Raw genomic sequence first — 25,059 nt, forward strand, 5'->3', positions numbered from 1 at the left:
ATGTTCTGACAGGGTGCGGGATTCGGGGGTGTCGAGAAGGGGAGGCTGTGCCGATCTGTTGGGTGGTGGATAATAATAAAAAGGATCTGTAAAAGGCGAGATTTTACAAATAGTTCTGCCCTTTTCAGATCCTTTTTTTGTTAGTAATTGTAGGCTCCCTCATAAGCATTGCATCGTTCTTTCCGATGTCCCTGCTCTACACAGGAGCTGCACCGGTCACAAAATTCCTGCTCATAGCAGGTAGAACAGACACATCCCTTACAGGCATCCCGGTTATAAGCCGGCGTGCAGGTAAAAGGAAGAGTATCCTTCGTAGTTTCCGTACTCATAAAGATCACGCTCCTTTTTTCTATATTATAGACCTATCAAAAAAGCGTTTCAATACAAATAATCAGAAAATACAAAAAGATACCTGATAAAAAGTTACTGTTCACTCCGTTTTCAGTAATACGCTTTGTGATGCACAGAATTTATACTGATCGTATAAATTCGCGCGGTATGTCTCGGGCTTTCTGTGACCTTCGCTAACTCCGAGTGCTTCCCCTTCTCGCAACCCTGCCCACGCCAAAGTGTCCCCTAGAAAGGAAAAACCCCAACTCACAGCAGTTCACAACAGCAGAAAAAAAGTGCCAGCTAATAAGGATGCCACAACAGCCCTATCCTACCGGGAGGAGCTCCACCGTCCGGAAGCTCCGCAAGGAAGAACCAGACCACTTTCTGTTACAGGAAGTCCGATCTCCTGTGACTCCACATTACCCTTCCAGGGTTTTAGCTCCGTGGCAAGCATATAAGTCAGAACAGCCGGTGCAAGACCTGTAGTATAGGAATTTACCAGGAAAAACAGCGGATCATCACTGAGGATCTTCGTACAAAGCTTGATCAGCGGATGGATCGCATCCTCGATCTTCCAGATCTCGCCCTTAGGTCCGCGGCCGTAAGAAGGCGGGTCCATAATGATCGCATCATAATGATTCCCTCTGCGGATCTCACGCTCTACGAACTTCACGCAGTCATCCACAAGCCAGCGGATCGGCGCACCGGAAAGTCCGGAAGCAGCAGCATTCTCTTTTGCCCAGTTCACCATACCTTTGGAAGCGTCCACGTGAGTAACGGAAGCGCCGGCTGCAGCTGCAGCCAGAGTAGCGCCGCCGGTATAGGCAAAAAGATTTAAGACCTTGATCGGGCGTCCTGCATTGCGGATCTTTTCACCGAACCAGTCCCAGTTCACAGCCTGCTCCGGGAAAAGTCCTGTATGCTTGAAGCTGAAAGGCTTCAGATTAAAAGTAAGGTCCTTGTAATGAAGCTCCCACTGATGAGGCAGATCAAAGAACTCCCACTCACCGCCGCCACGGCTGCTTCTGTGATAATGTCCGTTCATATGCTTCCAGCCACGGTTTTTGCGGGGAGTATCCCAGATTACCTGCGGGTCCGGACGAACCAGAAGATAATCCCCCCAGCGCTCCAGCTTTTCTCCTTTTGATGTATCAATAACTTCATATTCTTTCCATCCATCTGCAATCCACATGATGATCAATACCTCTTTCATAATAGTAAATTTATAAGATATATATAGCATTTTTATATAGCATTTCCGGAGATTACTGTACCAGATCCGGCTGATCGGGACATGAATCCATAAAACACCATAATAATGTTTTTTCCAGTATAGAGGAAAAATGGATGCTGTGCAAGAGAAGTGCAGAATTTTCCACGAAAGATTTGACAACAGCGCTTTTACATACTAAAATGTACGCAGAGATTTTCTGCCGGGGCAGAGGCTTCCCGCTTCCGTGAAACTGTGGCTGTTTTTTGCGGAAGAGATTTTGCAGAGAATTCCTGACAGACAGAAATCGTTAACAGAAGAAACACAGCAACCGTAGATATGAAACTGTGCACAAAAAGAGGAGAAGCAAACTTATGAAAAAATATTGTGAGATGAGCAGGGAAGAGCTACTCGATTTAAAGAAAGAACTTGACCGTGAGTTCGACGAGATCAAAGCCGAAGGTCTGGCACTGGATATGTCCCGTGGTAAACCTGCACCGGATCAGCTTGATCTTTCCATGAAAATGATGGAAGTACTTGCAGGGGATGCAGATCTGAAATGTGAGACCGGTGTGGACTGCCGTAACTATGGAGTCATCGACGGAATCCCGGAAGCCAAGAGACTTCTCGGTGAGATGTCAGAGGTAGAGCCAGAGAACATCATCATCTATGGTAACTCCAGTCTGAACGTAATGTTCGATACCATTGCACGTTCCTATTCCCACGGAGTAATGGGAAATACACCATGGTGCAAGCTTGACAAGGTGAAATTCCTCTGTCCTGTACCAGGATACGACCGTCATTTTCGTATCACAGAATTTTTCGGCATTGAGATGATCAACATTCCGATGTCTCCGGAAGGCCCGGATATGGACATGGTTGAGAAATATGTCAATGAAGATCCGGCAGTAAAAGGAATCTGGTGTGTTCCGAAATATTCCAATCCGCAGGGCTACACCTATTCCGAAGAAACAGTTAAGCGTTTTGCGCATCTGAAGCCGGCTGCACCGGACTTCCGTATTTACTGGGATAACGCTTACAGCATCCATCATCTCTATGATGACAATCAGGATTTCCTTCTTGAGATCCTTGATGAGTGTGCGAAAGCAGGAAATCCGGACATTGTTTATAAATTTACTTCTACCTCCAAGGTAAGCTTCCCTGGTTCCGGTATCGCAGCAGTTGCTGCATCCAAGGCGAACCTGGATGACTTCCGCAAATACATGACTGTACAGACCATCGGACACGACAAACTGAACCAGCTTCGTCACGTTCGTTTCTTCAAAGATATCAACGGACTGCATGAGCATATGAAGAAACACGCAGACATCCTTCGTCCGAAATTCGAGCTTGTTCTCGCAACACTGGATAAAGAGCTTAACGGACTTGGAATCGGTGAGTGGACCAAACCTCACGGCGGATATTTCATTTCCTTTGATTCTATGGAAGGCTGTGCGAAAGCCATCGTTGCCAAAGCAAAAGAAGCAGGCGTTGTTATGACTGGAGCAGGCGCAACCTATCCATATGGAAAGGACCCGAAAGACAGCAATATCCGTATTGCACCAAGCTACCCAAGCGTTGAGGAGCTTGGCAAGGCAGCAGAGGTATTTGTTCTCTGTGTGAAGCTTGTAAGTGTGGAAAAACTTCTGGAGAAATAAATCGATCACATCAGACTGCCCGGTATTTCAGCACGCGTAATACCGGGCAGTCATAACTATTGGAGAGAGCTCATGGATGAGGAAAAAGAAAAAATGAAAACGGGCAAAAAGTTGGTCATTGCACTGATCATGATCCTGCTGATCCTTACAGCAGGGGCTTATGGATATGGTGTACACTATTTTACAGATCATTTTTTGCCGGGATCTCAGGTGAATGGTTTTAACTGCTCCTATAAAACTGCAGATGAAACAGAAAAGCTTCTTGCAAAGGAAGTGCAGGCATATGTTCTTACCGTTGATACAAGAAACAACGGAAAAGAGAGCATTACCGCAAAAGAAGCCGGCCTGGTCTACAAGCCGGATGGCGGAGCCAAAAAGCTGATCAAGAAACAGGACCGGTACAAATGGTTCCTTGCTTTTAATCAGAAGAAAAAATATACACTGGCAACGGATACTGCTTATGAAGATCAGAACAAGCTGACAGAGGCTGTGAAGAATCTGAAATGCATGCAGAAGGACAATATGGAAAAGCCTGCAGACGCATGCATTAAGGATAATGGCGAAACCTACGAGATCCAGCCGGAAAAAGAAGGAACGACCCTGGATACAAAAAAGGTTCAGAATGTGATCCGTGCAGCTGTTTCCGCAGGAGACAAAACAGTTAGTCTGGAAAAGAAAAACTGCTACAAAAAACCATCGATATATAAAGACGATGAAGCTCTGAAAAAAGATTGTGACCAGATGAACAAGCTTACCAGCTGCGTGATCACCTATGATTTTTCGGACCGGTCGGAACAGCTTGACCGAAATACCATCAAAGACTGGCTGGTCAGGGACGCAAACGGAGATTATATAGTAAATAAAGATCAGGTTGCAGCTTATGTGAACAGCCTGGGATATAAATATGATACCTTTGGCTGCACGAGGACATTTACCACCTACGATGGCCGCCAGAAAACCATTAAAGGCGGTGATTACGGATGGGCTATCGATCAGACCGCAGAGACTGAATGGCTTTATAATGCCATTCTTGCAGGAACTACAGAAGTGAGACAGCCGGCGTATGCTTACAGCGGACTTTGCAGAGATACCAATGATATCGGAAATACATATGTAGAGATTGACCTGACCAACCAGAGAATGGTATTCTATAAAGACGGACAGCTTCTGGTAGATACACCGGTAGTTACCGGCTGTGTCCGAAAGGGCCATTCCACACCAACCGGATGCTTTGCACTGGATGCCATGCGTTCACCGGCAGTTTTGAAGGGACCTGGATATGCATCACCGGTTACATACTGGATGCCGTTTTCCGGAGGAGTCGGAATCCATGACGCAAGCTGGCGTTCACAGTATGGCGGGCAGATCTATATCACAAATGGTTCTCATGGCTGTGTAAACACCCCGAAGGATAAGGCGGCAATCATTTATAATAATATTAGTGTAGGAGTACCAATCGTAGTTTATGAATAAGAGATTAAAAGAAATATTAAAACAATACGAAGAAAGAAAACACAAGATCATCAAGGGAGATGAAAGTATGAATATCGTTGTATTGGCAGGCGGAACCAGTACAGAAAGAGAGATCTCCATCGTAACAGGAACCGATGTCTGCAAGGCACTTCGTAAAAAAGGTCATAATGCCATTCTTGTAGATATTTTCTGTGGACTGGAGCCGGTGGACTGGGATGAGCCCTTTGGAGATAAAGATTATGAGGTAGATTCTGCGGCAGAGTATATGAGAAGCTTCGATGATGATATCGAAGAGATCAAACGCACAAGAAGAAGCTTTTTCGGACCGAATGTACTGGAATTGTGTCAGGCAGCAGACATTGTATTTATGGGACTTCACGGTTCCAACGGAGAGGATGGAAAGGTTCAGGCAACCTTCGATCTTCTGGGAATCCGTTACACAGGAACCGGATATTTAAGCAGTGCCCTTGCTATGGATAAGGGCCTCACCAAGAAGATCTTTCTCATGGATCAGGTACCGACACCGAAAGGCGTTTCCATGCTGAAAGAAAACTGTACAAGAAACATCCATGATCTTGGTATGGAATTTCCTGTTGTTGTAAAAACATGCTGCGGTGGTTCCAGCGTAGGTGTTTATATTGTAAACAACCAGAAAGAATATGAGGATGCCATTGATGGTGCTTATTCTTATGAAGATGAGGTAGTTGTTGAAGAGTATATCAGTGGCCGTGAGTTTTCCGTTGCAGTTGTAGACGGAAAGGCTTATCCGATCATCGAGATCGCACCGAAGCAGGGCTTTTATGATTACAAGAACAAATATCAGGCAGGCTCCACAGTAGAAACCTGTCCGGCTGAGATCTCACCGGAACTGACTGAGAAGATGCAGCATTATGCGGAAGCTGGCGCAAAGGCTCTCTGCATTGAGGGCTATGCACGTTTTGACTTCATGATGAAAGAAAACGGTGATATGTACTGCCTGGAGGCAAACACACTTCCGGGAATGACACCCACCAGTCTGATCCCTCAGGAAGCAAAGGTCCTGGGAATCGACTATCCGGACCTCTGTGAAGAACTGATCCGCATTTCTTTTAAGAAATACAGCAAATAAAATATCTGACCGTAACTCCTCCTGTTGACAGGAGGAGTTTCTGGCAAAAGAAAGGATTTTATTCATGAAAAATCTTACATTGGAAAATATCACAAAAGTCTGCAATGGTATTTACCACGGCCCGCAGGAAAAACTTCAGGAGGAAGTGACTGCGATCACAACGGACAGCCGTAAGGTGGAAAAAGGAGGTCTTTTTGTACCGGTAGTAGGAGAGCGTGTGGATGCTCACCGTTTTATCCCGCAGGTAATGGAAGCAGGTGCACTCGCGACCTTATCCGAGAGAACTCTTGAAGGGGCGGATCATCCGTATATCCAGGTAGGCTCCTCCCTTCAGGCAGTAAAAGACATTGCGGAGTTTTATCTGGAGCAGCTTGATATTCCGGTTGTGGGAATCACAGGAAGCGTTGGAAAGACCAGTACAAAAGAGGTGATTGCCTCTGTGCTGAAGGAAAAATACCGTACACTGAAAACCCAGGGGAATTTCAACAATGAGCTGGGACTTCCACTGACAGTATTCCGCCTTCGTGATGAAGATGAGATCGCAGTTCTGGAAATGGGAATCAGTGATTTCGGTGAGATGACCCGTCTTGCAAAGATCGCAAAACCGGACACCTGCGTGATCACAAACATCGGAACCTGCCATCTGGAAAACCTTGGGGACAGAGACGGCGTCCTGAAGGCAAAAACAGAGATTTTTCAGTATGTGAAGAGAAATATCGTACTTAACGGTGATGATGATAAGCTTTCTACAGTAAAGGAATACAACGGCATGCAGCCAGTATTTTTCGGAAACGGAGAAAATGCTTCTGTTACCTGTGAAAATGTGGAAAGCCGTGGCCTGAAGGGAATGAGCTGTGACATCTGTCTGAAAGGAAAAATGGCAGAGAACGGAGAGCTCCAGACATTTCATGTAGATATTCCAATGCCGGGACGTCATATGGTATCCAATGCACTGGCAGCAGCAGCTGTGGGCAGATTTTACGGACTGAATGCAGAGCAGATCAAAAATGGCATCGAAAGCCTGGAACCGGTCAGCGGAAGATTCAATATGATCGAGACCGGTAAATTCATGATCGTAGATGACTGCTACAACGCAAATCCCATGTCCATGAAGGCTTCCCTGGATGTTCTTCAGGACGGACTTGGAAGAAAGGTTGCCATCCTTGGCGATATGGGTGAGCTTGGAACGGATGAAGCTGCACTTCATGAAGGTGTAGGCATTCATGCAGGTCAGTGCAGGATCGATGCATGCATCTGCGTAGGACCACTTGCAGCCCATATCGCGGAAAAGGCATCTCAGACCAATCCGGACCTGACAGTCATCCGGGAAAAAGATCTGGAAAGCCTTCTTAAGACCCTGAACACATATGTGAAACCTGGAGATACCATCCTCGTAAAGGCTTCTCACTTCATGAAATTTGAAAATGTAGTCAAAGCACTGCAGGAAATGTAAAAAGACCGAAAACAGGGGCAGCATTTGACGAACGAAAATTCTTTCCAGTTAAGTTATATAGAAGTATAATATTCCTAAGGCGATGAGCAGTGCGGCTAAAGAACAAAAGCACGCTCAGGCACTGTGCGGCAGTGAAAAAGGGAGGGCTTATGCTGGAGATGATCATGAAGCTGAACATCCCGCTTTACGTCATGACATCCATGGGATGTATCGGCGGTCTGGGGATGCTAGCAACAAACCTTACCTACCGAAGAATGATCCGAAATACGCAGCGATTACAGAATCTCAAAGAAAAATGGCTGAACCTGTGGAAATCAAGGGACAGGCTCTGGCATCGGATGAACCGATTTGTGTGGTATCCGTCACTGTTTTGTACATTTCTTCTTGGACTGTCTGTTTTTCTCAACAGCAGACTGGGATACAGGGAAGGATTGTCTATGCTTTATCTTTATATAGGGGCGGCAGTGCCGGTAGTACTGCTTCTTCTTCGTCAGGCATTGGACTTTTCTTATAAGGAAGAGCTTGTGATGGCTTCTCTTGCAGATTATGTGGAACAGGTCCGTACCTGGGTGGAGGAAGTACCGGTCGCAGAAAAGCCGGATCCTGTTCTGCAGGAAGAAATCGTAGATAAGATCACTAGAAGTATCCGTCAGACGGCTGCTACCGGAAGCCACTTCAGCAAGATGCTTTCTCCGGAGGAGGAAGAGATCATGCGGGAGATCATACGGGAGTTTATGAATGCAGAGTAAAAACATATCCCGGTATATTTGAGAAAATACAAAAATGTACACAAAGATATTCCGGAATAAGGGAACCGGATGCAAAAAAAAACTCTCCGGCAGATACGATTCTCTGTATCCGCCGGAGAGTTTTTTTGTGTGACAGTAAAAAGAGAACGCAGGATAAGCATTCGTGGCTTTCCTGCGTCCTTTTATATGTTACTCAGTCTTCCTCGATCACCTGGATCTCCAGGTAGTCGAATTCAATATGTTCAATGAAATTATCCTGATAAAAGCGGGCCTTATCATGCTTTTTGAAATCCCGCACTGTGGCATCCAGCCAGATAGGATTTCCCAGATCCATCTGATAACAGATTTCCTCAAGTCCGTGAAAGATCTTGTGGGTTCTGGTATCATCGCTGTCATCACAGACAACGGTGTCCTGAAGCATGCGATTGTCTTTCCATATTTTTCCCCATAAACGAAACATAAACAGTACCTCCGTATTGAAACTGCCACAGCCGGCAGAATATGAATATCCGTCCGATATGGTCTTCAGTATAGCGGATTTTGCAGGGAAAGTAAAGCACAGGACAATAACGCTTGTACACAAAACAATGCACCAGGTGTGCTCACTTTTATTGACTAATGTGTAAAAATCCTCTATAATAAACGAAATTATGAAAAAAAGAATCATTACAGATTGGAGGAACCGAAATGAAACTTTACGATACCGGCGTTTATCTTCAGAACGGACAGGAAATCATTCCCGAGAACCAGGCTGATCTGCCTGTAGCGAAAGAAGAGGCTGCTAAGAATACCATCGCATATTCTATTCTCAAGGCTCATAATAAATCCGATAACATGGAGAAACTTCAGATCAAATTCGATAAACTGACTTCCCATGATATCACATTTGTGGGAATCATCCAGACTGCAAGAGCTTCAGGACTTGAGAAGTTCCCGGTACCATATGTACTGACCAACTGCCATAACTCCCTCTGTGCAGTAGGTGGAACCATCAATGAAGATGACCACATGTTTGGTCTCACCTGTGCCAAAAAGTACGGCGGAGTTTATGTACCGCCTCATCAGGCAGTTATCCATCAGTTTGCAAGAGAAATGCTTGCAGGCGGCGGAAAAATGATCCTCGGTTCCGACAGTCATACAAGATACGGAGCGCTTGGAACCATGGCTATGGGAGAGGGCGGACCGGAGCTTGTAAAACAGCTTCTCTGCCAGACATACGATATTAATATGCCAGGAGTAGTTGCTATTTATCTGAAAGGTGCTCCACGTCCGGGTGTAGGACCGCAGGATGTTGCGCTTGCCATCATCGGCGAGGTTTTTGCCAACGGCTATGTGAAGAATAAGGTTATGGAGTTCGTTGGACCAGGCGTTGCCAGCTTAAGCGCAGATTTCCGTATCGGTGTTGATGTTATGACAACAGAAACCACATGTCTTTCCTCCATCTGGCAGACAGATGCGAAGATCGAGGAATTCTATGCGATCCACGGAAGACCGGAGGATTATAAAGAACTGAAACCGGGCAACGTTGCATACTATGACGGCTGTGTAGAGATCGACCTCAGTGAGATCAAACCAATGATCGCAATGCCGTTCCACCCAAGTAACACCTACACCATCGATGAGCTGAAGGCAAACCTTGACGATATCCTTGCAGATGTGGAGAAGAGAGCACAGGTAAGCCTTGACGGAAAGATTCCGTTCACATTGAGAGACAAGGTAGTTGATGGCAAGCTTTATGTTGAGCAGGGAATCATTGCCGGTTGTGCAGGCGGTGGATTCGAGAATATCTGCGCTGCAGCAGATATCCTCAAGGGCAAAAATATCGGCCATGATGCCTTCACCTTAAGTGTATACCCGGCAAGTACTCCAATCTACATGGAACTGGCTAAGAATGGTGTTCTTGCAGAACTGATCGGAACAGGCGCAGTTGTGAAAACTGCATTCTGCGGACCGTGCTTCGGCGCCGGAGATACACCTGCAAACAATGCATTCAGTATCCGTCATACAACCAGAAACTTCCCGAACCGTGAAGGCTCCAAGATCCAGAACGGTCAGATCTCTTCGGTTGCACTTATGGATGCACGTTCCATTGCAGCTACAGCAGCAAACAAGGGATTCCTTACCTCAGCAGAGGAGTTTGACGGAAGCTATTCCGAGCATAAATACTACTTCGATAAGTCTATCTACGAGAACCGTGTATTTGATAGCAAGGGCGTGGCAGATCCAAGCGTAGAGATCCAGTTTGGACCGAATATCAAAGACTGGCCGGAGATGGCTGCACTTGCAGACAACCTGATCCTGAAGGTTGTTTCCGAGATCCACGATCCGGTTACTACCACTGACGAGCTGATCCCGTCTGGCGAGACATCTTCCTACCGTTCCAATCCGCTTGGACTTGCAGAGTTCACACTGTCCAGAAAGGATCCGGCTTATGTTGGCCGTGCAAAAGAGATCCAGGCAGCACAGAAGGCGATCCAGGCAGGTAACTGCCCGGCAGAGGCTGTTCCGGAACTGAAACCGGTTATGGAAACCATCCATAAATCCTACCCGGATGTTGACAAGACAAACCTTGGTGTAGGAAGCACCATCTTTGCAGTGAAACCGGGCGATGGCTCTGCCAGAGAGCAGGCTGCATCCTGCCAGAAGGTACTTGGCGGCTGGGCAAACATTGCCAATGAGTATGCAACCAAGAGATATCGTTCCAATCTGATCAACTGGGGTATGCTTCCATTCCTGATCCCGTCCGGAGATCTTCCGTTCAAGAACGGTGATTACCTGTTCTTCCCGGGAATCCGTAAGGCAGTTGAGGAAAAGGCAGACGTGATCAAGGGATATACTGTTGAAGGTGATTCTTTGAAGGAGTTCGATGTAACTCTGGGTGAGCTGACAGATGATGAGAGAGAGATCATCCTTAAGGGTTGTCTGATCAATTATAATCGTAAATAGATGCAGGGATTGAACACATATAGAGCGTGAAGGTGATGGAAGTGTGTTCATGAATATGCTGCAGAGCGGAATATAGTAATTTAAGAATTTCCGTGTTGTTTTGCAGACTGGTGACCGTTTTGATCGAGGTCGCCGGTCTGCTTTTTTACTTTTAGAGGTGTGGTTGTGGGGAGTTTTTAGGGTTGTGGATACTTATGACGATGCGGACGCGTGAGGTGTCCTGTGGGGAGCAGAGGCTGTCGTTTCGCCTGGTCATACTAAGCGTCTGAGGCAACCTGTGAAAAGTCCGGCCCATAACTCGCCATGTACGCTGATGCGTACCTGGCTCAGACAGATGGGCCTTATTCTGCGGCCTGTATCCGCAGAATACCTTTCCACAGGTCACCTCAGCCGCCAAGTATGACCAAAGGCTCACTCCGAAGCCCCTGCTCCCCACAGGACACCTCACGCTGACATTCCCAGAGACAAACCCCAGCCCCGGTAAAAATATCAAGAAAAGCTCAATAAATGATGACCGTCTCAACACTCTTCGTTATTTAATTTTTCTTCTTCTTCGTTCTTTCGAATAAAGTTTATCTCAATCCCCTGCAAACATTGTAAAGTACAAACATTGCAATGTTTGCAGTGCCAATACAGTCACACAGAAACTTTTCTAACTAATTTTCCATGTTCGAAAGTCAGGGCGGGAAGGACGGGCGGGGCGGGTGACTCTGCAGGAGTCGTAGTACTTCTTAGGCCGCGGGGAGGCTGCGTTGCTGGAAAAATCCCAGCTGTTTGAGCGTAAGCGAGTTCTGGGATTTTTTCAGCGGTTTTAGCAGAATCCCTGCAGCCTTAGAAGCACTAGACCTCCGAAGCCTCACCCGCCCCGCCCGTCCTTCACGGCCGTCCGTTCGCGACATACCCTACCTTCACAACTTCACAATAGCATAAATTAACAGAAAATAATAAAAACACAAACAAATTATAAAATATAAACACCTAATAAAACAAATAAATAAAAATAATAGCATAAAAACACAAAAATGTATTGACAAATACCCGCAACGATGTTATTATAAGACCATCAAAAACAACAAGAGAAAAACAAAAAAGAAAATCATTCAATTCATAGCATAGATGCACATGAAGGATGAAGAAAGGAAAAGGTGATTCCAGTGGGAACATAAACAAACACCATCATCAATATGAGAGTGACAGGAACCGGATTTCCTGCAAGAAAGACCTGATACAGATCACATATGATACACCTTAAGAAAACAGAAGTTTCTTTTATGAAATATAAATAAGATCCTCTTAAATCTTACTTATATTTTAAGAAATCAGAAACAAAAGGAAATCAGTATTTCAGGTAATATAGAATCGGTAACTCATATTGAACAACTGTCACACACCTGATACAAAGATTTCAGGAAATATGTAAAGAAATATTTCCCGAAAGAGTAAAACCCTCAACTCACCGGTTCGTTGGAAAGAAGAGATTCCAAGAACAAACGTGAAGATGAGAACGATACTTTGAAATGCATATCAGAACCATTAGGATATGGATTGAAGCTTTGCATCAGAAGAATATCTGAGAGGATATTAAAAATAGAAGAATCGGGCAGGAACTTTTTTCCAGGATACTTTAAAGAACTGCAGAGGAGAAAATCCCAATAGGTCGATTTGAATCAGCAGATTGCAAAGTACAGAGATGACAAATGGTTTTGAATTTAAGAAGTTAAGTCCAGAATTGTTTAGTGAACAGGAAAAAGTATAACCACCGAAATTCTTCAGATAAACAGGAAATCAAACATCGTAAAAAATGATTTCTGATCTATAAAACTTTCTAAATAATCGAAGAGATATACTTACATATATCAGTCGTTTATGAGCAGGAAATAAAAAAGAAGAGAGAATCTGAAAAAGAAAAATTTCAAAATTGAATAAAGAGAATCGAAATTATTTTATAAAGTATATAAAATCAAAGATTTCGATTGATAAGTATAATAAGTATAACAAGAAAACTTTATTCGAAAGAACGAAGAGGAAGAAAAATTGAATAACGAAGAGTGTTGAGACGGTCATCATTTTTGGAAACTGTAAAAGTAAAAAAAGTGATGACCGTCTCGTTGTGTATATAAGATTGCATATATTAAGTATACAACCGTTCCGAAAAGCCCTGGATAAAATAATATGATCCGAGCAGAGAGCAAAATTTTCAATCAGAGATTTTTCCGGACAGTTATATTTATCAGTTGCCATCAAAAACATCATCAGTTATACTTCTGTGAGAAAGGAAGTAAGATGAGAAAATATGTGGAATTATCAGATTGAAGAAAATATTTTATATGAAGACAAAGAGATCCTTGTGTGCAGAAAAACAGCAGGAATGCCGGTGCAGGCAGCAAAAATAGGAACAATGGATATGGAAAGTGCTCTGAAAAATTATCTGGCACAAAAAACACCGGGAAAGATCCCATATCTGGGAGTAGTACATCGCCTTGATCAGCCGGTAGAAGGCATTCTTGTATTTGCGAAAACATCCGAAGCAGCAGGAAATTTGAGTAAACAGATGATGGCAGGAGGCGCCGGAAAATATTACCTGGCAGTAACAGAGGGAAAAGCAAAGAGCTCAGAAGGGACTCTTACAGACTATCTGAAAAAAAATGGAAAAGCCAACATGTCTCAGGTGGTGTCTGCCAATACACCGGGAGCAAAAAAAGCGATCCTTCACTATAAAGTTCTGGATCAGCAGGAGATAAACGGAAAATCCCGGACACTTCTTAAGATCAGGCTGGAAACAGGTCGGCATCATCAGATCCGTGTGCAGCTCTCTCATGAGGGACTGCCCCTTCTTGGAGACCGGAAATATAATCCTTCGGGAGAAAAAGGTACATCACTGGGACTTTGTTCCAGTTGTCTGGAATTCAAACACCCCAGAACAGGAAAAATGATGAAGTTTGAAACAGAGCCACAGGGAAGCGCGTTTCTGGATTTTGTGAAAAAAGTGTAAAAACTCTGGACGGAAATACGAAAAAGTGTATAATGTAAAAAGCAAGTAACCAAATGTAAGATTTTTGTAAAGTATAAGTTACTGTGGACGGACAAGGCAGACGATAAAGAACAGTAACCAGCGAGGAAGAGGAGATTACAATGAAAAGAGCTGCAGTAGCGTCAGCAGCCTTGTTGGCTGTGGCAACCCTGCTGACAGGCTGTCAGAAAGAAGAAGTAGAAAAGCTTGTTGCACCGATTGTAGCAGATGTCCAGGAAACCCCTGAAGCAACCGAAGTGGAAGAAGAAAAAAGCCCGCTGATCCCTGAGATCGATGACACTCTTTCTATTGAAGAAGGTGCCAGAATAGCTGTTGTCAGCAAAAGCAAAAAAGGCGAGTTCTGGAATAAAGTAAAAGAAGGAATGGAAGCTGCTGTCAAGGACGTAAATGAAGCGTATGGTTTCAAAAAAGACAAGCAGATCACGATGACCTTTGAGGGTCCGGATGATGAAGAGGACGTAGAAAGTCAGATCAATACTCTTGATGCAGTGATCGCTGAGAATCCATCTGTAGTGTGTCTTTCTGCCGGAGATATGGATTCCTGTCAGGCACAGCTGGAAGCAGCGAAAGAGAACGGAATTCCGGTGGTCGCATTTGATTCCAATGTCAGTGATACGAAGCTGGTCAGAGCTTTCCGTGGAACAGACAATACACAGATCGGCAAATATGCAGCATATAAGCTTGGCAGCGCCATTGGAAAAATGGGAAATGTGGCTGTTTTTTCCGCACAGGAGAAAACACAGAGCGCTCAGGAACGTGTAAAGGGATTTCTGGATAATATTGCAAATTATACGGATATTAAAGTGGTGGAAACCGTATATTCTGACCAGGTTGATGATATGAAGGAAGCCATGAAGGAAGTTCTGGATAAATATCCGGCACTGGATGGTGTTTTCTGCACCAATGCCGAGGTTTCTGAAATGTTTCTGGAGGTAAATAAGGACACAGGAGAAAATAAAGTTGCTATGGTAGGCGTAGATGCAACCAGCAAACAGCAGGAAGCGATCCAGAAAGGGGAAGAACTGGGAGTGCTTTCACAGAATCCTTATGCGATGGGATATCAGACCATGTGGGCGGCTATTCAGTCTACTGCACCGAAGAAGGAAACAAAGATTGATAAGAAGGTTTTACTTGATCCGATATGGATTGATGCTGAGAATATCAAAAGCGAAGACATTGCAAATTACCTGTACAATTAACAAATAGAACAGATAGCCACTGTAGGTCGGGTGAATAGGTTAGTCCGCATTCACCGTCTGTTCATAATTGAAAGCCATCAGTCTGATGAAGATGTAAAAAACATTTTCATCGGGCTGATGGCTTTTTTGAATAAAAATAAAAAATATGAATAGAATAAACAAATAAAAAGTGTGCGAAAAAATGGCAAAAATATAACACATATGACGATTTTTTGACACAATATAAATAAATTTCTCGTTAAATTGCATAATAAACATTGTTTTAAAAAAGCGATTGTGGTACAATTTGGATATGCAGAGAGGCGGTGATCAGATGATCCAGGAAACGATCAAGGCAGTGAAAGAGGCGGAGGCAAAAGCACAGCAGAAGATAAAGGATGCATCCGTCCGTGCACAGAGTATCATCAGCGAAGCTGAGAAAGAGGCAGAGAATATTATCAGAAAGGCGGAAACAGCCGCCGGCGAACAGGCGGCATCTGATATGAAAGCAGCCGAAGAACGTGCACACAGTACAGAGAACACTGTCGTTGGACAGGCGGAGGAAGAGCTTGCAGCTTTGAAAAAGAAAGCGGAGTCGAAGCACGAGCAGGCAATCCAGACAGTAATGGACAGTTTGTTCTGAGAGGGGGAGTGCGAAAATGGCAGTATTGCAGATGCAGCGAATCAGTATCTGCGCAATGAAAAAGAACCGTAAGGCCATATTGGAAGAACTGCAGTCACTTGGAGTATTGGAGATCGATGCAGCAGAATTGGATCCGGAGCTTAAGACGATGGATACTATGAATGCCCGGCTGATCTTTGAGAAGAACGCATCCCTTTGCGATCAGGCAATCGAAATACTGGATGAATTTTCGAAGGAAAAGCAATCCATGCTGGCATCCCTGGCAGGGAAACCGCTGATCGGAAGGAAGCAGGAGGAAGAAGCTATCCGGGATCAGGAAGAGATCCTGAGAACAGCCAGAGAAATCCAGGGATACCGGAAGAAGCTTACAGAGAACAATGCGGCAGCAGTTAAGATCGAGCAGCAGGAAGCAGCTCTTGCTCCATGGCTGAAGCTGGATATTCCGATGAACTTCGGCGGTACAGCGAAAGCAGCGGTACTTGTGGGAAGTATTGATGGAAATATAACTCTGGATCAGGTATACAGTCAGCTGGCAGCGGATGCACCACAGCTTGAAGCCTTTGACATTCGGGAAATCTCAAATGACGCCGGTAAGCTGAGCCTGGTGGTTGTCTGCCTGAAAGCACAGGCACAGGAACTGGAAGAAGCGCTTCGGATGCAGGGATTTGCAAGACCGGCACAGCTGGTATCAGAGGTTCCGGCACAGGAGCTGGAGAACCTTAAGAATGAAGTGGTACGCATTCAGGAAGAGTCCGAACAGATCCGGGAACAGATACGCGCTCTTCACGACAGGAAGAGCTCTCTTCAGCTTTTGTCCGATTATTTCCGGATCCGTGCACAGAAATATGAGGTATTAGGACAGCTCCGCCAGTCGGAGAGCACTTTTTTTGTGACAGGATATCTTCCGAAGAAACAGGTTTCTGCAATGGAGAAACGGCTTACGGAGAAGTACGATATTGTTTTTGAAGCAGAAGATGCTGAGGGAGAAAATGTTCCGGTTGCCCTTCAGAACGGTAAATTCGGAGCAGCAGGAGAGGGAGTTCTGGCAGCATTTGGTCTTCCTGGAAAGGGAGAGATCGATCCTTCCACGATTATGACGGCCTGCTATGTATTTCTTTTCGGACTGATGCTGTCAGACGCAGCATATGGACTGATCGTCTTTGCAGTCTGTCTGGGAGTACTTCTGAAGTTCCCTAGGATGGAGAGCGGAATGCAGAAATCCATCCGGCTTTTTATGTACTGTGGATTGTCCACTTTGTTCTGGGGCGTGATGTTTGGCGGATATTTCGGAGATTTTATCGATGTATTTTCGAAGGTATATCTGCACAGGCCGGTCACGGTGAAGCCGGTATGGTTTGCACCGTTAAATGAGCCAATGAGACTTCTGGTGTTCTCCATGCTGTTTGGTCTGATCCATATGTTTCTGGGAATGGGTCTTAAGGGCTACATGCTGTTACGTGACAGAAAATATCTCGACTTTTTCTGTGACGTAGTACTCTGGTTCCTGCTTCTTATGGGACTGATCCTGATCTTTATCCCAAGCAGCATGTTCCGTTCTATTTCTCAGATGGATCTGAATCTTTCACCGGCAGTGATACAGGTCGGAAAATGGATGGCGATCATCGGTGCTGTGGGAATTCTCTTTATGTCAGGAAGAGACAAGAAGAATCCGTTCCTGAGGCTGGCGCTTGGAGCCTACGATCTTTACAATATCACGGGATGGGTCAGTGATATCCTTTCCTATTCCAGACTTCTGGCCCTGGGACTTGCTACCGGAGTTATCGCATCAGTTATGAACCAGATGGGAAGTATGCTGGGAGACAGTATTCTGGGATGGATCGTATTTATCCTTGTATTTGTGATTGGTCATATCTTTAACCTTCTGATCAATCTTCTGGGTGCATACGTGCACACCTGCCGATTACAGTATGTAGAGTTTTTCGGCAAATTCTTTGAGGGCGGGGGAAAAGAGTTCCACCCATTCCGCGAAAATACAAAATATGTAGATATTAAGGAGGATTAATATTATGAGTGGTATCGTTTGGGCATTATTGGGAGCAGCAATTTCCGTAGCTCTTGCAGGTATAGGTTCCGCCATCGGTGTTGGTACTGCCGGCCGTGCAGCAGCAGGCGTTGTAACAGAAGACCCGGACAAATTTGCCAAGGTTCTGCTTCTTCAGCTTCTTCCCGGTACGCAGGGTATTTACGGACTGCTGGTAGCATTCCTTGCACTTTCCAAGGTTGGTATCCTGGGCGGCGGTGTTGCTGATATTTCCCTGGAAACCGGTCTTATGATCTTTGTGGCTTGTCTTCCGATCGCTATCGCAGGTCTTCTTTCTGCGATCCATCAGGGAAAAACTTCCGTAGCTTCCATCGGTATCGTAGCCAAGAAGCCGGAGCAGTTCGGTAAAGCCATGCTTTTCCCTGCAATGGTTGAGACATATGCGATTCTGGCTCTTCTGATCTCCATTCTTGCAGTCAGCGGAATTCAGGTTTGATTCATCAGGAGGGCAGAGCATGACAGGATTAGAGAAGATGGTAAGCCAGATTCTTGAAGAGGCCGATGCTTCTGCAGCCGTTACGATCAGTGATGCGGAGAAAAAAGCCGCAGAGATCCTCAGGGAAGCCGGAGAAAAGGCAGATAAGATCCGGCAGCAGAGAGAAGAACAGTCCAGGGCAAAGGTGAAAAGCTATGAAGAGCGGACAGCTTCCGCTGCAGATATGAAGAAGCGTACCGCAGTTCTTGCAGCCAAGCAGGAGCTGATCGGAAATGTGATCGCAGATGCCTGTGACCGTGTGAAGAATCTGGATGAAGAAAAATATTTTGGGATCCTTAAGAATATGGCTGAGAAATATCTTCTTCCAAGAGAAGGAGAGATCTGTTTTTCAAAAAAGGATCTGGAACGTATGCCGGCAGGTTTCCGTGAGGAAATAAAGAGCCTGGCACAGAAAAAGGGTGGTGTGCTGGAAATTTCCGGTGAAACCCGAAACATAGACGGAGGTTTTATCCTGATATACGGCGGCATTGAGGAAAACTGTTCCATTGATGCCATGTTCGCAGAGAAGCGGGATGAGCTTCTGGATCAGGTAAGAAAGATTTTGTTTGCGTAAAACACCATCGCAAAAAGGAGGGCGTGAATGATGTTTGGTGAAGATTATGCCTATGCGGTGGCGCGGATACGTGTTCTGGAGACCGGACTTCTGAATCAGGCAGCGATCGAGCAGCTTCTGGCATGTCAGGATGAGCAGCAGTGCCTTCAGATCCTTACAGAGAAGGGCTGGGGAAATGGTGATCCTGCAGCCGGTGCGGATGCCATTCTTTCCAGGGAGAGAGAAAAGATCTGGGAGATCATGGATTCGCTGGTAGCGGACCGATCTGTGTTTTCTGTTCTTTCCTATCAGGATCTTTTCCATAACCTGAAAGCGGCTGTGAAGGCAAGCATCCTGCAAGGGGCAGCGCCGAATATTTTTTTCAGCGACTGTTCCATTGACGGAGAGGATATGGTGAAATTCCTGAAGGATAAGGAATATGATCGTTTTCCTGAGGATATGCGGGAAGCGGCAAGAGAAGCCTATGAGACCTTTTTGCACACAAGAGACGGACAGCTTGCGGATATTATCGTAGACAGGGCAGCACTGGATGCCATAAAAAAAGCCGGAGAACGGTCAAAAGAAGAGATCGTCCGGCAGTATGCGGAATCCACGGTAGCGGTAGCAGATATCCGGATCGCAGTCCGTGCCTGCAAAACAGGAAAAAGTTCGGACTTTATGAAAAAAGCCATGGCAGAATGTGACACACTGGATAAGGAGAGACTGATCCACGCGGCAGTAAGCGGAATGGATCAGATCATGGGTTATCTGGCAGAAACGAAATATGGGGACGGAGCTCTGGCACTGGCGGAATCAGCTTCCGCTTTTGAGAGATGGTGTGATAACCAGATCATGGAGACCATCCGCCCTCAGCTGTACAATTCATTTTCACTGGGACCGCTGGTAGCCTATGTGCTTGCCCGTGAAAATGAGATCAAGACGGTGCGGATCATTCTCACCGGAAAGCGCAGCGGCCTTCCGGAAGAGTTTATCCGGGAAAGGGCAAGGGAAATGTATGTATAAGATCGCAGTTTTAGGTGATTATAACAGCATTTACGGGTTTGCGGCTCTTGGCCTTGATACTTTTCCGGTGGAGGATCCTGCAGAAGGTAAAGAGAAGCTTAACCGTCTGGCGGCCGGTGAATATGCGGTTATTTATATTACGGAACAGCTGGCGGTCCAGCTTTCCGCAGAGATCAGTAAATACAGTGAGGAGCTGATGCCTGCGATCATTCAGATTCCCGGAATTTCCGGAAATACAGGTGCAGGTATCGAAAATGTAAAGAAATCCGTGGAGACGGCAGTTGGCTCCGATATTCTTTTCAGTAATGAGTGACAAGAAAGCAGGTGATTGGTTCAGATGAGCAGAGGAACCATTAAGAAGGTGGCAGGACCGCTGGTAATTGCCAAGGGTATGCGGGATGCAAATATGTATGACGTGGTTCGTGTAAGCAGCCAGCGTCTGATCGGTGAGATCATTGAGATGCATGAAGATGAGGCTTCCATACAGGTATATGAGGAGACTTCAGGACTTCGTCCGGGAGAACCGGTAGAGTCCATGGAGGTGCCCCTTTCCGTGGAGCTTGGTCCTGGCCTTATTACAAGCATTTACGATGGAATCCAGCGTCCGCTGGATGACATCATGAAGGTAGCAGGCAGCAACAACCTGAAACGAGGCGTTGAGGTTCCTGCCTTGAAGCGGGACAAAAAATGGAATTTCATTCCGGTTGCGAAGGTGGGAGATCAGCTGGAGGGCGGCGATGTTCTTGGAACCGTTCAGGAGACTATCGTTGTTACACAGAAGATCATGGTACCTCCCAATATGAAAGGTACTCTGAAGGAAATTAAATCCGGCGAGTTTACCGTGGATGAGACCGTTGCAGTTCTTTCCACAGCAGACGGCGATAAAGAGTTGACCCTGATGCAGCACTGGCCGGTACGACGTGGCCGTCCATATAAGAAGAAACTTCCGCCAGCCAAACCTCTGGTAACAGGACAGCGTGTTATTGATACCATGTTCCCTATTGCCAAGGGTGGTGTGGCAGCAGTTCCCGGCCCGTTCGGAAGCGGTAAGACGGTTATCCAGCATCAGCTTGCAAAATGGGCTGAGGCAGATATCGTGGTTTATATCGGCTGCGGTGAGCGTGGAAATGAGATGACAGACGTTCTGAACGAGTTCCCGGAGCTGAAGGATCCAAAAACAGGACAGTCTCTGATGGAGCGTACAGTTCTGATCGCCAATACCTCAGATATGCCGGTTGCAGCTCGTGAGGCGTCGATCTATACAGGTATTACAATTGCGGAGTATTTCCGTGATATGGGATATTCCGTAGCATTGATGGCAGATTCCACTTCCAGATGGGCTGAGGCTCTCCGTGAGATGTCCGGACGACTGGAGGAGATGCCAGGCGAGGAAGGTTATCCTGCATATCTTGGTTCCCGTCTTGCACAGTTCTATGAGCGTGCCGGACATGTGATCTGCAGTGGAAAAGACGGAAGAGAGGGTGCCCTGACAGCGATCGGCGCTGTATCTCCTCCAGGTGGTGATATCTCCGAGCCGGTTTCCCAGGCGACACTTCGAATTGTAAAGGTATTCTGGGGACTGGACGCAAACCTTGCATACAAACGTCATTTCCCGGCGATCAACTGGCTGACCAGCTATTCTCTGTATCTGGACAGCGTTGGCGGATGGTTTGACGAAAATGTAGCGAATGACTGGATGAAGCTCCGTCAGAGAATGATGACCCTTCTTCAGGAAGAGGCAGAGCTGGAAGAAATCGTAAAGATGGTAGGTATGGATGCGCTTTCTCCGGGTGACCGACTGAAAATGGAAGCAGCCCGTTCCATCCGAGAGGATTTCCTCCACCAGAACTCTTTCCACGAGATCGATACCTACACATCTCTGGAAAAACAGCACAATATGATGCGTCTGGTACTTGCATTTTATGATGCGGGTCTGGATGCGCTGAAACAGGGCGCAGATATCAATGATATCGTAAAGCTTCCGGTACGTGAGCAGATCGGCCGTTACAAATATACAAAAGAAGATCAGCTGGCAGCGGAATATGAGAAGGTAACCCACCAGCTTGCAGCAGAGACTGCGGAACTTCTGGGAAAGGAGGGCCTGTAAAATGCCAAAAGAATATAGGACCATACAGGAAGTTGCCGGCCCTTTGATGCTGGTACGAGGCGTTGAAGATGTGGCATTTGACGAGCTGGGTGAGATTGAGCTTGCCGATGGCGAAACAAGAAGATGCCGTGTTCTGGAGATTGACGGAAGCAATGCGCTGGTACAGTTGTTTGAGAGTTCCACAGGTATCAACCTTTCCAACAGTAAAGTACGTTTTCTGGGACGAAGCATGGAGCTTGGTGTATCCGGCGATATGCTGGGCCGTGTCTTTGACGGACTGGGCCGTCCCATTGATGACGGTCCGGAGATCCTTCCGGAAGAGAGAAGAGATATCAATGGCCTGCCGATGAATCCGGCAGCCAGAAGTTATCCGGAGGAGTTTATCCAGACCGGTGTATCCGCTATTGACGGACTGAACACCCTGGTACGTGGGCAGAAACTTCCGATCTTCTCCGCATCCGGTCTTCCTCATGCACAGCTTGCGGCACAGATCGCGAGACAGGCGAAGGTTCGCGGAAAAGACGAGCAGTTCGCCGTTGTATTTGCTGCCATGGGTATCACTTTTGAGGAGTCAAACTTCTTCGTAGAGAGCTTTAAGGAAACTGGGGCTATAGACCGTACTGTTCTTTTTGTAAACCTGGCAAATGACCCGGCTGTTGAGCGTATCGCTACTCCGCGAATGGCACTGACAGCAGCAGAGTATCTTGCCTTCGAAAAAGACATGCACGTTCTTGTAATCCTTACAGATATCACAAACTATGCGGATGCTCTCCGTGAGGTTTCTGCAGCACGTAAAGAGGTTCCGGGCCGTCGTGGATATCCCGGATACATGTATACAGACCTTGCTTCTCTCTACGAGCGTGCAGGCCGTCAGAAAGGAAAAGCAGGAAGTATCACCATGGTTCCGATCCTGACCATGCCTGAGGATGACAAGACCCATCCGATCCCTGACCTTACCGGTTACATCACAGAGGGACAGATCATTCTGAGCCGTGAGCTTTACCGTAAAGGAATCACACCGCCCATTGATGTTCTTCCGTCTCTGTCACGACTGAAAGATAAAGGTATCGGTGAGGGTAAGACAAGAGCAGACCATGCCAACACCATGAACCAGCTGTTTGCCGCATATGCCCGTGGTAAAGAGGCCAAAGAGCTGATGACCATTCTTGGTGAGGCTGCCCTCTCTGACATTGACCTGATCTATGCGAAATTTGCGGATGCTTTTGAGAAGGAATATGTTTCCCAGGGCTATCAGGCAAACCGTGATATCGAGGAAACCCTGGCCATCGGCTGGAAGCTGCTTTCCATTCTTCCGAGAAGCGAGCTGAAACGTATCGATGACAAATTCCTTGACCAGTATTACGGAAAAGTATAAAGGGGGGATGATTTGTGGCATCAACACAGGTGAATCCTACCCGTATGGAGCTTACGAAGCAGAAAAAGAAGCTGGTGACTGCAGTCCGTGGCCATAAGCTTCTGAAGGATAAGCGGGACGAGCTGATGCGACAGTTCCTGGATCTGGTGCGCGAGAACATGGAGCTGCGTAAAAAAGTAGAGGCTGGTATCCGAAGTGCCAACACCAATTTTGTCATTGCAAAAGCCGGAATGTCGGAGGAGACTCTGAACACTGCCCTGATGGCTCCCAAGCAGGAAGTCTATCTGGAAACCGGCAAAAAGAATGTCATGAGTGTGGATATTCCTGTTTTTGAATACAAAACAAGAACCCCGGATGCCAACGATATCTATTCCTATGGTTTTGCTTTTACCTCCAGTGATCTGGACGGAGCGGTAAAATCTCTGGCAGATATCCTGCCGGATATGCTCCGACTGGCAGAAGTGGAAAAAGCCTGTCAGCTGATGGCTTCTGAGATCGAAAAAACAAGGCGTCGTGTAAACGCCCTGGAGCATGTCATCATACCGGAAGCACAGGCAAACATCAAATACATCACCATGAAGCTGGACGAGAACGAGAGAAGTACCCAGATCCGACTGATGAAGGTGAAAGATATGATGCTGGAGGAGGCACATCATTATAAGGAGCGGGAGGCAGAGCGCGGAGCGTAAAGCGCAGCCATCCTGAAAGAAAAAGAAAAGTTTATATAGAAAGTTTTAAGTAACGGAAAGGAGATGTCCCTGTACTGTGTGAAATTTCGGCAGTGCAGGGGCGTTTTATTTATAAAATATTTAGCTTTTGTTATTAGAAAATCAAGAAAAATACAGTATAATAGATAATAAGTAAATCAGACAGCTGCAGATGCAGAAATATAAAAGAAAGCTGCTCTGTCTGCTGAAAAATAAAGAAAGAGGAGAAAGCTGATCTGACCAGGTAAACTGCCGGGCAGCTGCATGGCTATGAACAGCTGGCAAAGCAGATTGCGGTAGCGTCTGATCAGTAAGAGGTATATGAATATTTTACAGTCAATACAACAGCTGGACGGAGAAATCCTTCTCCTGATCCAGCGATATTTAAGAACGGATATGCTGACACCATTTATGAAATCTGTTACATTTCTGGGAAACGGAGGATGGTTCTGGATCCTCTGTGCAGTTGTTCTTCTTGCTGTTCCAAAGACAAGAAAAACAGGCTATGCGGCAGCCTTATCCCTGATCTTCGGGGCGATCGTTACCAACCTGCTTCTCAAAAATATAGTGGCAAGACCAAGGCCTTTTGCGGAAATCGAAGCTCTCATCCCTATGATCACCAAACCGAAGGATTTCTCTTTTCCGTCAGGTCACACCACAGCATCCTTTGCCGTTGCTCTGGTAATGCTCCGTATGCTTCCGAAGAAATTCGGAATCCCGGCAGTAGTTCTGGCAGCACTGGTGGCATTTTCCAGACTGTATCTTGGTGTCCATTATCCGACAGATGTTCTGACCGGATTCGTGATCGCGCTGGTGGGAAGCATGTTGTCAGTATGGATCGTGCGAACGAAACCGGAAGACAAACAGGTACACTAGCATTGTCCATAGGAAATATGAAGCACTTTACCTGGACAAAGTATTGACACGCTGAAGCAGGACGGGGTAAAATTGTAGACAGTACAACAGATTCTGACT

The 25,059-nt window shown here is 46.1% G+C and carries 21 protein-coding genes; 18 read left to right on the forward strand and 3 right to left on the reverse strand.

Annotation, left to right across the window (positions count from 1 at the left end):
* Positions 1-140: 140 nt before the first annotated feature.
* Together LI091_RS03780 and LI091_RS03785 are read right to left on the reverse strand one after the other, a co-directional pair.
* The gene (locus LI091_RS03780; protein ID WP_110103587.1) at positions 141-329 is read right to left on the reverse strand and encodes a hypothetical protein; all 189 of its coding nucleotides are present in this window, start codon (positions 327-329) and stop codon (positions 141-143) included.
* Positions 330-661: 332 nt separating this feature from the next.
* Positions 662-1,525 carry a class I SAM-dependent methyltransferase gene (locus LI091_RS03785; protein ID WP_092069884.1) on the reverse strand — a complete coding sequence of 288 codons (864 nt, stop codon included), beginning with the start codon at positions 1,523-1,525 and terminating at the stop codon, positions 662-664.
* 392 nt (positions 1,526-1,917) lie between these two features.
* Between LI091_RS03785 and LI091_RS03790 the strand changes: the two genes are divergently transcribed.
* The 5 genes from LI091_RS03790 (at position 1,918) to LI091_RS03810 (ending at position 7,984) form a co-directional block, all read left to right on the forward strand.
* Complete coding sequence (locus LI091_RS03790) at positions 1,918-3,201, forward strand: hypothetical protein (protein WP_021651427.1); 1,284 nt, start codon at positions 1,918-1,920, stop codon at positions 3,199-3,201.
* A gap of 72 nt (positions 3,202-3,273) precedes the next feature.
* Positions 3,274-4,674, forward strand: a complete 1,401-nt coding sequence (locus LI091_RS03795; protein ID WP_178016244.1) for a L,D-transpeptidase family protein — start codon at positions 3,274-3,276, stop codon at positions 4,672-4,674.
* A gap of 67 nt (positions 4,675-4,741) precedes the next feature.
* Complete coding sequence (locus tag LI091_RS03800) at positions 4,742-5,782, forward strand: D-alanine--D-alanine ligase family protein (protein WP_265190867.1); 1,041 nt, start codon at positions 4,742-4,744, stop codon at positions 5,780-5,782.
* Positions 5,783-5,846: 64 nt separating this feature from the next.
* Entirely contained in the window at positions 5,847-7,235 is a 1,389-nt protein-coding gene (locus LI091_RS03805; protein WP_265190846.1) for a UDP-N-acetylmuramoyl-tripeptide--D-alanyl-D-alanine ligase, read from the forward strand.
* A gap of 149 nt (positions 7,236-7,384) precedes the next feature.
* The gene (locus LI091_RS03810; protein WP_022427348.1) at positions 7,385-7,984 is read left to right on the forward strand and encodes a hypothetical protein; all 600 of its coding nucleotides are present in this window, start codon (positions 7,385-7,387) and stop codon (positions 7,982-7,984) included.
* Between the two features lie 193 nt (positions 7,985-8,177).
* Here LI091_RS03810 and LI091_RS03815 read toward each other — a convergent pair whose 3' ends face one another.
* Positions 8,178-8,444: a hypothetical protein gene (locus tag LI091_RS03815; protein WP_015526267.1), complete on the reverse strand. Its 267-nt coding sequence runs from the start codon at positions 8,442-8,444 to the stop codon at positions 8,178-8,180.
* A 227-nt stretch (positions 8,445-8,671) separates the two neighbouring features.
* Between LI091_RS03815 and LI091_RS03820 the strand changes: the two genes are divergently transcribed.
* From LI091_RS03820 to LI091_RS03880, 13 genes are all read left to right on the forward strand, one after another.
* The gene (locus LI091_RS03820; protein ID WP_022427347.1) at positions 8,672-10,930 is read left to right on the forward strand and encodes a hydratase; all 2,259 of its coding nucleotides are present in this window, start codon (positions 8,672-8,674) and stop codon (positions 10,928-10,930) included.
* A gap of 2,293 nt (positions 10,931-13,223) precedes the next feature.
* Positions 13,224-13,922: an RluA family pseudouridine synthase gene (locus tag LI091_RS03825; RefSeq protein ID WP_092069748.1), complete on the forward strand. Its 699-nt coding sequence runs from the start codon at positions 13,224-13,226 to the stop codon at positions 13,920-13,922.
* A 140-nt stretch (positions 13,923-14,062) separates the two neighbouring features.
* A complete protein-coding gene (locus tag LI091_RS03830) occupies positions 14,063-15,160 on the forward strand; it encodes a substrate-binding domain-containing protein (protein ID WP_022427345.1) in 1,098 nt (365 codons plus the stop codon).
* Between the two features lie 313 nt (positions 15,161-15,473).
* Positions 15,474-15,782, forward strand: a complete 309-nt coding sequence (locus tag LI091_RS03835; RefSeq protein ID WP_022427344.1) for a V-type ATPase subunit subunit G family protein — start codon at positions 15,474-15,476, stop codon at positions 15,780-15,782.
* 16 nt (positions 15,783-15,798) lie between these two features.
* Positions 15,799-17,805, forward strand: coding sequence for a V-type ATP synthase subunit I (locus LI091_RS03840; RefSeq protein ID WP_173722451.1), 2,007 nt, complete (start codon positions 15,799-15,801; stop codon positions 17,803-17,805).
* Between the two features lie 4 nt (positions 17,806-17,809).
* Entirely contained in the window at positions 17,810-18,280 is a 471-nt protein-coding gene (locus tag LI091_RS03845; protein ID WP_015526259.1) for a V-type ATP synthase subunit K, read from the forward strand.
* Between the two features lie 19 nt (positions 18,281-18,299).
* On the forward strand, positions 18,300-18,893 hold the full coding sequence (locus tag LI091_RS03850) for a V-type ATP synthase subunit E (protein WP_015526258.1): 594 nt from the start codon (positions 18,300-18,302) through the stop codon (positions 18,891-18,893).
* A gap of 30 nt (positions 18,894-18,923) precedes the next feature.
* Positions 18,924-19,895, forward strand: coding sequence for a V0D/AC39 family V-type ATPase subunit (locus tag LI091_RS03855; RefSeq protein ID WP_015526257.1), 972 nt, complete (start codon positions 18,924-18,926; stop codon positions 19,893-19,895).
* Entirely contained in the window at positions 19,888-20,208 is a 321-nt protein-coding gene (locus LI091_RS03860; protein WP_173739481.1) for a V-type ATP synthase subunit F, read from the forward strand. The genes LI091_RS03855 and LI091_RS03860 overlap by 8 nt, the downstream gene beginning before the upstream one ends.
* A 24-nt stretch (positions 20,209-20,232) precedes the next feature.
* Positions 20,233-22,002 (forward strand): V-type ATP synthase subunit A, encoded by a 1,770-nt coding sequence (locus LI091_RS03865; RefSeq protein WP_265190847.1) that lies wholly within the window; start codon positions 20,233-20,235, stop codon positions 22,000-22,002.
* A gap of 1 nt (position 22,003) precedes the next feature.
* The gene (locus LI091_RS03870; protein ID WP_118061791.1) at positions 22,004-23,377 is read left to right on the forward strand and encodes a V-type ATP synthase subunit B; all 1,374 of its coding nucleotides are present in this window, start codon (positions 22,004-22,006) and stop codon (positions 23,375-23,377) included.
* A 14-nt stretch (positions 23,378-23,391) separates the two neighbouring features.
* Complete coding sequence (locus LI091_RS03875) at positions 23,392-24,066, forward strand: V-type ATP synthase subunit D (protein ID WP_021975777.1); 675 nt, start codon at positions 23,392-23,394, stop codon at positions 24,064-24,066.
* A 339-nt stretch (positions 24,067-24,405) separates the two neighbouring features.
* Positions 24,406-24,960 carry a phosphatase PAP2 family protein gene (locus tag LI091_RS03880; RefSeq protein WP_015526252.1) on the forward strand — a complete coding sequence of 185 codons (555 nt, stop codon included), beginning with the start codon at positions 24,406-24,408 and terminating at the stop codon, positions 24,958-24,960.
* Positions 24,961-25,059 lie beyond the last annotated feature (99 nt).

Source organism: Blautia sp. MSK20_18 (assembly GCF_020553125.1).
In the GTDB taxonomy this organism is placed as follows: Bacteria; Bacillota; Clostridia; order Lachnospirales; family Lachnospiraceae; genus Blautia_A; species Blautia_A fusiformis.